The organism is Streptomyces sp. CBMA156, assembly GCF_014596515.1.
Classification (GTDB): domain Bacteria; phylum Actinomycetota; class Actinomycetes; order Streptomycetales; family Streptomycetaceae; genus Kitasatospora.
In genome coordinates this window covers 1-8,610 of sequence record NZ_MSJQ01000446.1, presented here as the reverse complement: position 1 = coordinate 8,610, position 8,610 = coordinate 1, and the positions used below count along the sequence as shown (strand labels likewise).

Sequence of the window (8,610 nt, the reverse complement as noted above, 5' to 3'; positions counted from 1 at the left end):
CCTGCTGATCGACTTCGTCGACCACCTGCACCGCAGCTCGATCCTGGAGCTCCAGCGGTGACCGCCCCCGAGCCCACCGGGGCACCCGGATGCCCCGTCGCCCACGGCGGCGGCCGGCCCGGCGGACCGTCCGGCCGGGGACGCGCGGGTCGGTGGCCAGGGTCTGCCAGAGCCGCGCCGGATCGTCGAAGGGCGGCGGCAGCGGCCGGCCCTCGTCCAGGGCGGTCAGCCCGGCGGCGACCCAGTCGAGGCCGTCCAGGCCGGCTGCTGTGCAGGCGCGCCGGGCGGCGAACCGCGCCACCGCACGCTGGGCCCGCGGGCCGGCGTCGTCCAGGGCGTGCAGCAGGAGGGCGTCGAAGTCCAAAAGGCCCCGCACGTGGCCGGCCACCCGTCGCAGGGCCTCGCTCGGCCGCCGTCCGCCCCACTCCCACAGCTCGGCGGCCTCCCGGTTCTCCCGCTCCAGCCGCTCCTGGGCGAGGCGGGCGCGGAGTTCCTCCGCCGCCTGCTCCTCGGGGGTGGGGGGCGGCGGCAGTTTCCGGACCTCGTCGTGCCAGTACCCGGCGGTCTCCGAGGTCTGCCGCAGGACGCGGGCCGGCTCGGGCGGGGCGGGCCAGAACTGGAGCAGGTAGTGCTCCGCGTGCGGCTCGTCGGGCATCCGGGTGTCGTGCCCGCGCCCCTCGTCGATGCCCCGGGCGCAGTAGCGCACCCGGTGGTCGGTCTCGGCGAGGTCCAGGTCCCAGGCGCTGCCGCCGCCCCACTCCGTCAGGACGGTCCGTTCGCCGGACGGACGGAAGGAGACCTCGACCACGTCCTCCCAGTCCGGGCCGGGCGGCGGGGCCTGCTCGTGCACCTCGACGGTGAAGCCGACGCTGCCGGTGTGCAGCCCCGTGGTCAGCCAGAGCGCCCCGGGAACGGCCGCCCCGCAGAGTCCCACGCACTGGCCAGCGAACGCCTTCGCCCAGTCGGGCCCCGGGTCGTCGGGATCGCTCTCCACGTAGATCTGTCCGTAGTGGACCCGGACCTCGCCGTCGACCGGCCTGCGTACCGTCACGTCGCCTCCCCCGCTCCCGCCGCCTCCCTCCCCGGAGGCGGCACGGCCCGATCGTAGGCAGTGCCACCGACAGCGGCGGGGCTGCGCCCCGGGAGGCGGAGGGTGCGGCGCCCGCCGATACTGGGCCTGTCCTCGGGCTCCCGTCGTCCGCCCGGAGGGCGGCGACCTCCTGGAGGAACCATGGAGTACGGTCTCGGCGTGCGGCTCGACCGGCCGTTCGGGCAGGCGGTGGAGGCGGTCACGGCCGCGCTCAAGGAGCAGGGCTTCGGCGTCCTGACCACGATCGACGTCCGGGCGACGCTGCGCGAGAAGATCGGCGCCGAGGTCGAGGACTACCTGATCCTCGGCGCCTGCAACCCCGCCCTCGCCCACCGGGCGCTCCAGGCGGACCGCCGGATCGGGCTGCTGCTGCCGTGCAACGTGGTGGTCAGGGCGGACGGCGACGGCACGGTGGTGGAGGCCGTCGACCCGCAGACCATGGTCACCCTGGCCGGGCCGGGGAACGGGCTGGGCGAGGTCGCGGACGAGGCGGCGCGGCGGCTGACCGCCGCCCTGGACGCACTGCGCGGATGAGGAGCAGACCATGACCGCACCCGTCGTCGCCGGCTTCGACGGCTCGCCCGAGAGCCTCGCCGCCACCGAGTGGGCCGCCCACGAGGCGCGGCGCCGTGCCTGCCCGCTCGACCTGCTCGAAGCCTGGCCCTGGCCGCACCGGGACGTGGTCGGCAGCGAGGAGACGTACCGGCACGCCCTGGACCGGCTGGAGCTCCGGGCACAGGAGCTGCGCCCGCTGGCCGGAGCGGGGCCGGTCACCTCGGCCATCGTGTCGACCGACCCGGCCGAGGCGCTGGAGGCCGCCGGGAACTCGGCCTCGCTGATCGTGCTCGGCTCGCGCGGCCTGGGCGCGGTGCGCGGCTTCCTGGTCGGGTCGGTCAGCCAGGAGGTGCTGCGCCGGGCGGGCTGCCCGGTGGTGCTGGTCAGAGCCGAGCCGGTCGAGTCCGACGGCCCGGTGCTGGTGGGCCTGGACCTGGCCCATCCGATGGACGACGTGCTGGCCTACGCCTTCGACGCCGCCGCCCGGCGCGGGGCGCCGCTGCGGGTGGTGCACGTCTGGTCGCCGCCGGTCGCCAGCGAGTACATGGCGCTCCAGGCCATCGGCGGGTTGGAGGGTGAGCTGTCCGCCGTCGAGCGGAAGCGTTTCGCGGAGCTGCTGGACCCCTGGCGCGAGCGCCGTCCCGAGGTGACGGTGACCGCCGACCTGATCCGCGGCAGCGCGTCCGTCGCCCTGGTGGACGCGGCGGCCGAGGCCCGGCTGCTGGTGGTCGGCCGCCGCATCCGCCGCACCCTGATCGGCGCCCACCTCGGCCCGGTCGCGCACGCCACGATCCACCACGTGCACTGCCCGGTCGCCCTCGTCCCGCACGGCTGACCGCAGCGGCCCGGCGCCGGTGAGCACTCGGGGCCGGCGCCCGGCGTCGCGATCACCGGCTTCCTCCGTTCGGTCCTCGGGTGGTGCGGGGCGTACGGTCCGGTGAGGACCGTGACGGGCGTGACAGCCGGCCCCGTCGGTCCACCGACCGGATCACCCAGGGACCACGGAGGCAGTCACAGTGAAGCGCATCGGCATCATAGGCGTGGGCGAGATCGGCCGGGCCATCGTGACGGGCCTGCGCCACGGGGGCGACACCGCGCCCGAGGTGTACCTCTCCCCCCGGGGTGCCCGGACGGCCGCCGAGCTGGCCGAACGCTACGAGGACGTCCGGGTGTGCGGGGACAACCAGGAGGTGGTGGACCGCTCCGACCTGGTGATCCTCGCCCTGCGCCGGCGGGACTGGCGCGAGGCCGTGGCCGGTCTCCGGGTGCCCGCGGACCGGATCGTGGTCAACGTGATCCCCGGCGTGGGCACCGAGGAGCTGCGCCACGCGCTCGGCACCGACGCGCCGATCACCCACGCCATCCCGCTGCCCCCCGTCCGCGAGCGCGGCTCCGTCACGGTGGTGTACCCCTCGCACCCGGAGGCGGACGCCTTCTTCGAGCGGCTGGGTGGGGCGCTCCCGGTCGCGGACGAGGCCGCGCTCAACATCATGTCCGCCCTGACCTCGACGCTGACCAGCCACTACGCGTTCCTGAGCACGCTCACCGCGTGGGCCGCCGGCCACGGCATCCCCGCCGAGGACGCCGACCGCTTCGTCCGCGGTGTCTTCCAGGGCGTCGGCCGCTCCCTGGGCGACGAGAGCAGCTCGCTGGAGCGCCTCGCCGCCGACCACGAGACCCCGGGCGGGAGCAACGAGCGGATCCGCACCACCTGGTTCGACCAGGCCAACAGCGCGGCGCTGCGCGGGGCCCTCGACGGACTCCTCGCCGACCTCGGAACCGGACCCGAAAGCGACACCGGAACCGAGCCCGAGACCGGCCCCGGGACCGGCCGCCGCTGACCCGGAACACCGGAGCCGTCGACCGCCACCGGCGGCGACGGCTCCGAGATCGGCCTGGTGGAGCCGTATCACGTCCGGCTGACGACCGTTAGCATGACGGGTATGACGCCGATGGTTGGCGTCCGTTCGCACAGATTCCACCGCGGTGTCAAGGAGTTGACGATGAGTCGCGCTTTCCCTCTGTCCCGGACGACCGGTCCCGTATCCGAGGAGGAGCGACGCACCATCCTCGCCGCGCCGGGGTTCGGCAAGTTCTTCACCGACCACATGGCCTCGGCCTCCTGGACGCCTGCCGAGGGCTGGCACGACCGCGGGGTCGGCCCGCTGACGCCGTACTCGATGCACCCGAGCGCCGCCGTGCTGCACTACGCCCAGGAGATCTTCGAGGGGCTGAAGGCGTACCGCCACGCCGACGGCGGCGTCTGGCTGTTCCGCCCGGAGTTCAACGCCCGCCGTTTCGCCCGCTCCGCCGAGCGGCTCGCCCTGCCGGTGCTGTCGGAGGAGGACTTCCTCACCAGCGTCGAGGAGCTGGTCCGCGCGGACGAGGCGTGGGTGCCGGAGTCCGGTGACGAGAAGAGCCTCTACCTGCGGCCGTTCATGTTCGCCTCGGAGGCCTTCCTCGGCGTCCGGCCCGCCGAGCAGGTCGCCTACTCGGTCATCGCCAGCCCGGCCGGCCCGTACTTCGCCGGCGGCGTCACCGGCATCACGCTCTGGGTCAGCAGCAACTACACCCGCGCCGGGCGGGGCGGCACCGGCGCCGCCAAGTGCGGCGGCAACTACGCCTCCAGCCTGGCCGCCCAGCTGGAGTCCAGGAAGCACGGCTGCGACCAGGTGCTGTTCCTGGACGACACCGGCGGCGAGGGCGACCTGGAGGAGTCCGGCACGATGAACCTGTGCCTGGTCACCTCGGCCGGCGAGCTGGTCACCCCCGCCCTCGGCAACATTCTCGACGGGGTGACCAGGGACTCGATCCTGGCCCTGGCCGGGGAGTTCGGGCTGACCTCGGTGGAGCGTCCGGTCACCCTCGCCGAGCTGCGGGCCGGCGCCGCCGACGGCACGGTCACCGAGGTCTTCGCCGCGGGGACGGCCGCGGTGGTCACCCCGATCGTCGGGTTCAAGGGCGAGGGCTACGAGTTCACCGTCGGCAACGGCACGCCCGGCAAGCAGACCCTCGCGATCCGCGAGCACATGCTGGACATCCAGTACGGGCGCGCCGAGGACGTCCACGGCTGGATGCGCCGGGTGGTCTGACCGCCCCGGGGGCGGCCCCGCGGGGCCGCCCCGTCGCGCCCCTGGTCAGGGCTCGATGCCCCGTCGCGCGAGATCGGCCGCGATGCCGTCCAGGACACCGGCGAGACCCGAGGCGAACAGGGCGTCAAGGTCCCAGGGGTCGGCGCCCGCGCGCATCGCGCGGGCGAGCCGCGGGTAGGCCCCGGGTTCGTACAGCGGGTCCTGGGCACGGTCCGCCGCCTTCACCTCCCGCGGCCCGGCCGTCTTCGACTGCCGGGCCGCCTCAGCGTCGCTGACGAGGGTCACCGCCACGCCTTGCACGTACGAGGCGAACATGAACATGTACCGGAAGGCGTCGGCCGGTTCGAGGTCGAGCCCGTCGAACGAGGCGAAGGCGCTCTCGCTGTCCGCCGCGAGCGCCGGGCTGAAGTACGCGCGGGTCGTCACCATGACCCTCGGCAGGATCCACGGGTGGCGGTGGTACAGCTCCCAGTCCCGGTGCGCGGCCCGTTCGAGGCCGTGCCGCCAGTTCCGCGCCGGTGAGCCGGGCAGCGGCACGTCGGCCATCGCGGCCTCCACCATCAGGGTCACCAGGTCGTCCTTGGACGCCACGTGCCGGTACAGGGACATCGTGCCGGTGCCGAGTTCCGTGGCGACCCGGCGCATCGACAGCGCGTCCAGCCCCTCCGTGTCCGCGACGACGATCCCGGCCCGCACGATGCGCTCGACCGTGAGGTGCGTTGCGCCGTCGTCGCTCCCCTGCGCCTCGGCCGGGCCCTCCACCCTGCGCGCCCGGTAGGCCCTCGCCTGGCACGCGCGGGAGCAGTAGAGCCTGGGCCGCCCCCGGTCCGCGGGCTCCAGCGTCCTTCCGCAGGACGCGCATGACACGCAGGACGCGCCTGTCGGCTGCACGGACATCGGTGAACTCCTTTTCGTCACACTCCAGGCGTGTGTCGAAATCCTAGCCCGTCGGCGCGCGTGCGTGCGCGATTCAGGGCGAATTAGCAGGTCAAAAATGCCGTTGTGCCACCCGAGCCCGCGTGCGTAACCTACCCGTGTCGTTGCGTACAAAGTACGCACCCGGGGGTGGTCACATCCGCCCCGACCAACACGGCTCAGGAGAGGGAATGGCTGGAGAAGAGACACGGGCCGGATCCAGGGAGTGGGTCGGCCTCGCCGTCCTGGTGCTGCCCTGCGTCCTGGCGTCCATGGACATGGCCGTCATGTTCATCACGCTTCCGTCCCTGGCGGCCGACCTCGGCCCGAGCAGTTCCGAGCAGCTGTGGATCATGGACGCCTACGGCTTCCTCCTCGCCGGCCTGCTCATCACGATGGGCACGCTCGGTGACCGCTTCGGGCGCCGGCGGGTGCTGCTCACGGGCGCCGCGGCCTTCGGCGTCGCCTCGGTCCTGGCGGCCTACGCGAGCAGCCCCGGAACACTCATCGCGGCCCGCGTGCTCCTGGGCATCGCAGGCGCCACGCTGGCACCGTCCACCCTCTCCCTGATCCGGAGCATGTTCCACGACACCGCACAGCGGGCCACCGCGGTCGGCATCTGGACGACGGGCTTCGCGGGCGGCGCCGTACTCGGCCCGATCATCGGCGGCCTGCTCCTGGAGCACTTCTGGTGGGGATCGGTCTTCCTGGTCAACGTGCCGGTGATGGTCCTGCTGCTGATCCTCGGCCCGCTGCTGCTCGCCGAGGACCGTGATCCCGAGCCCGGCCGTTTCGACCTGCTCGGCGCCGCCATGTCCCTGGTGGCCGTGCTCGGCGTCATCTACGGCGTCAAGGCCACCGCGGAGCACGGCTTCGGGCTGATCCCCCTGACGTGCTGCGCCGTCGGACTCGCCGTGGGAGCGGCGTTCCTGCGCCGCCAGCACAGGTCCGCGAACCCGATGCTCGACATGGCACTGTTCCGCACCCGCCGGTTCACCGTCCCCCTGCTCATCGACGCGCTGGCGACGTTCGGGCTGGTCGGTTTCAGCCTGTTCAACTGGCAGTTCATGCAACTCGTCCTGGGCATGGGTCCGTTGGAGTCGGCGCTCTGGTCCCTGCCGACCTTCCTGGTGATGCCCGTGGGCATCGCGCTGGCCACCGCGCTCGCGCCGCGCGTCGGCAAGCACAACGCGGTCGCCGGCGGGCTGCTGGTGGCCACCGCCGGCTACGTCATGCTGACTCTGCTCCGGGCCGACTCCGGAATCGTCCACCTCGTCAGCGGCATGACCGTCGTCTCGATCGGCATCGGCGCCGTCTCCGCGGTCGTCACCGAGGTGATCCTGTCCGCCGCACCACCGGAGCGGGCCGGGGCGGCCTCCGCCACGGCCGAGACCTCCGCCGAGTTCGGCGGGGCGCTGGGCATCGCGCTCCTGGGCAGCATCGGCACCGCCGTCTACCGTTCGGACCTGGTGGACAAGGCTCCTGACGCCCTCACCTCCGAGCAGCTGGAGGCGGCGAGGAGCACCCTCGGCGGCGCCGTCGAGACCGCCGCCACCCTCCCGGGCGGCACGGCCGACTCCCTGCGGCAGGTGGCCTTCGACGCCTTCGCCCGGGAGGCCAGGATCGCCGCGGTGGTCAGCGCCGTCCTGATGGCGGGCGCGGCGGTCCTGATCGCCACCCTGCTCCGCGGCACGGGCACCCGGCCCGGCCCCGAGGCCCCCCGATCCGCGGCGGAGCGGGACGGCGGGAACCCTGCAAGCGACCGGCGTTCCCGGGCAGCTTCGTCCTGACCGACGCTCAGGCCGGGATCGGCCCCGGACCGACGTGCCCGGACGGCAGGTCGGTCCCCTCGGGGACGACGACCTCGCGCTTGAGGATCTTCCCGGTCGGCCCCTTGGGCAGTACGTCGGCCGTCCAGACCAGCCGCGGGTACTTGTACGGGGCCACCCGCTCCCGGACGAAGTCGCGGATCTCCTCGGGGGTGGCCGTCGCGCCCGCGCGCAGCACGACGGCGGCGGCCACCTCCTGGCCCCGGGTGGGGTGGGGGACACCGATCACCGTGGCCTCGGCCACGGCCGGGTGCTCGTACAGCACGTCCTCCACCTCCCTCGGGTAGACGTTGAAGCCGCCGCGGATGATGACGTCCTTGCGGCGGTCCACGATGCGGAAGTCGCCGCGCTCGTCGCGGGTGCCGAGGTCGCCGGTGTGCAGCCAGCCGTCCCGGACGGTCTGCTCGGTGGTGTCCGGCCGGCGCCAGTAGCCCTTCATCACGTTGTGGCCCTTGATCACCACCTCGCCGACGGTGCCGTCCGGCACCTCCGTGCCGGACTCGTCGACGATGCGCATCCGCACCCCCTCGATCGGGACGCCGATGGTGCCGGCGACCCGCTCCCGGTCGCTGCGGTTGATGCAGGCCAGTGGCGAGGACTCGGACAGCCCGTAGCCCTCCAGCACGACGCAGCCGAAGTTCGCCTCGAAGCCGCGCAGCACCTCCGGCGGCGTCGGCGCGCCGCCGCACAGGCCCACCCGCAGCGAGGAGACGTCGTACTCGACGCGCCGCGGGTGGTTGAGCATCAGGGTGTACATGGTCGGGACCCCGAGGAAGACGCTCACCCCGTCGCGCTGGATCACCGCGAGCGCGGCGAGCGGGTCGAAGCGCGGCACCAGGGTCAGGCAGGCCCCGACGGAGACCGCGCAGTTGAGGCCGATCACCTGGCCGAAGGAGTGGAACAACGGCAGTCCGCCGAAGATCACGTCCCGCTCGGCCAGGCCCAGCACCCGCGCACCGGCCCGGACGTTGGACACGATGTTGCGGTGGGTCAGCTCGGCGCCCTTGGGCGCCCCGGTGGTGCCGGAGGTGTAGAGGATGACCGCGGTGTCCGCTCCGCCGCGTCCCGCGGTCCGCGGCGGGCCGGCCGGCTGGTCGGCGAGCGCCGCGGCGAGGGCGGCCGGCTCGAC

The 8,610-nt window shown here is 73.8% G+C and carries 8 protein-coding genes; 5 read left to right on the top strand and 3 right to left on the bottom strand.

Features of this window, described 5'->3' with window-relative positions:
• Window positions 1-1,051: hypothetical protein (locus tag BU198_RS40420; RefSeq protein WP_188301690.1), on the bottom strand; the 1,051-nt coding region annotated here is incomplete at its 3' end.
• A gap of 180 nt (window positions 1,052-1,231) precedes the next feature.
• Between BU198_RS40420 and BU198_RS40415 the strand changes: the two genes are divergently transcribed.
• The 4 genes from BU198_RS40415 (at window position 1,232) to BU198_RS40400 (ending at window position 4,737) form a co-directional block, all read left to right on the top strand.
• Window positions 1,232-1,624 carry a DUF302 domain-containing protein gene (locus tag BU198_RS40415; protein ID WP_188301689.1) on the top strand — a complete coding sequence of 131 codons (393 nt, stop codon included), beginning with the start codon at window positions 1,232-1,234 and terminating at the stop codon, window positions 1,622-1,624.
• Between the two features lie 10 nt (window positions 1,625-1,634).
• The gene (locus BU198_RS40410; protein WP_188301688.1) at window positions 1,635-2,480 is read left to right on the top strand and encodes a universal stress protein; all 846 of its coding nucleotides are present in this window, start codon (window positions 1,635-1,637) and stop codon (window positions 2,478-2,480) included.
• A 181-nt stretch (window positions 2,481-2,661) separates the two neighbouring features.
• Entirely contained in the window at window positions 2,662-3,486 is an 825-nt protein-coding gene (locus BU198_RS40405; protein ID WP_188301687.1) for an NAD(P)-binding domain-containing protein, read from the top strand.
• 162 nt (window positions 3,487-3,648) lie between these two features.
• Window positions 3,649-4,737: a branched-chain amino acid aminotransferase gene (locus tag BU198_RS40400; protein ID WP_188301686.1), complete on the top strand. Its 1,089-nt coding sequence runs from the start codon at window positions 3,649-3,651 to the stop codon at window positions 4,735-4,737.
• A 45-nt stretch (window positions 4,738-4,782) separates the two neighbouring features.
• On the opposite strand, the gene BU198_RS40395 is transcribed toward BU198_RS40400, so the two are convergent.
• Window positions 4,783-5,634, bottom strand: coding sequence for a TetR/AcrR family transcriptional regulator C-terminal domain-containing protein (locus BU198_RS40395; RefSeq protein ID WP_188301685.1), 852 nt, complete (start codon window positions 5,632-5,634; stop codon window positions 4,783-4,785).
• Between the two features lie 209 nt (window positions 5,635-5,843).
• Here BU198_RS40395 and BU198_RS40390 point away from each other — a divergent pair, with 209 nt between their 5' ends.
• Window positions 5,844-7,442, top strand: a complete 1,599-nt coding sequence (locus tag BU198_RS40390; RefSeq protein WP_188301684.1) for an MFS transporter — start codon at window positions 5,844-5,846, stop codon at window positions 7,440-7,442.
• Between the two features lie 7 nt (window positions 7,443-7,449).
• Here BU198_RS40390 and BU198_RS40385 read toward each other — a convergent pair.
• Window positions 7,450-8,610, bottom strand: a 1,161-nt coding sequence (locus BU198_RS40385; RefSeq protein WP_188301683.1) for an AMP-binding protein, incomplete at its 5' end; no start/stop codon positions are given.

Excerpts from the sequence above, each read along its gene's own strand:
- BU198_RS40410 (WP_188301688.1), top strand. The coding sequence starts at position 1,635 with ATGACCGCACCCGTCGTCGCCGGCTTCGACGGCTCGCCCGAGAGCCTC.
- BU198_RS40415 (WP_188301689.1), top strand. The coding sequence starts at position 1,232 with ATGGAGTACGGTCTCGGCGTGCGGCTCGACCGGCCGTTCGGGCAGGCG.
- BU198_RS40400 (WP_188301686.1), top strand. The coding sequence starts at position 3,649 with ATGAGTCGCGCTTTCCCTCTGTCCCGGACGACCGGTCCCGTATCCGAG.
- BU198_RS40395 (WP_188301685.1), bottom strand. The coding sequence starts at position 5,634 with ATGTCCGTGCAGCCGACAGGCGCGTCCTGCGTGTCATGCGCGTCCTGC.
- BU198_RS40390 (WP_188301684.1), top strand. The coding sequence starts at position 5,844 with ATGGCTGGAGAAGAGACACGGGCCGGATCCAGGGAGTGGGTCGGCCTC.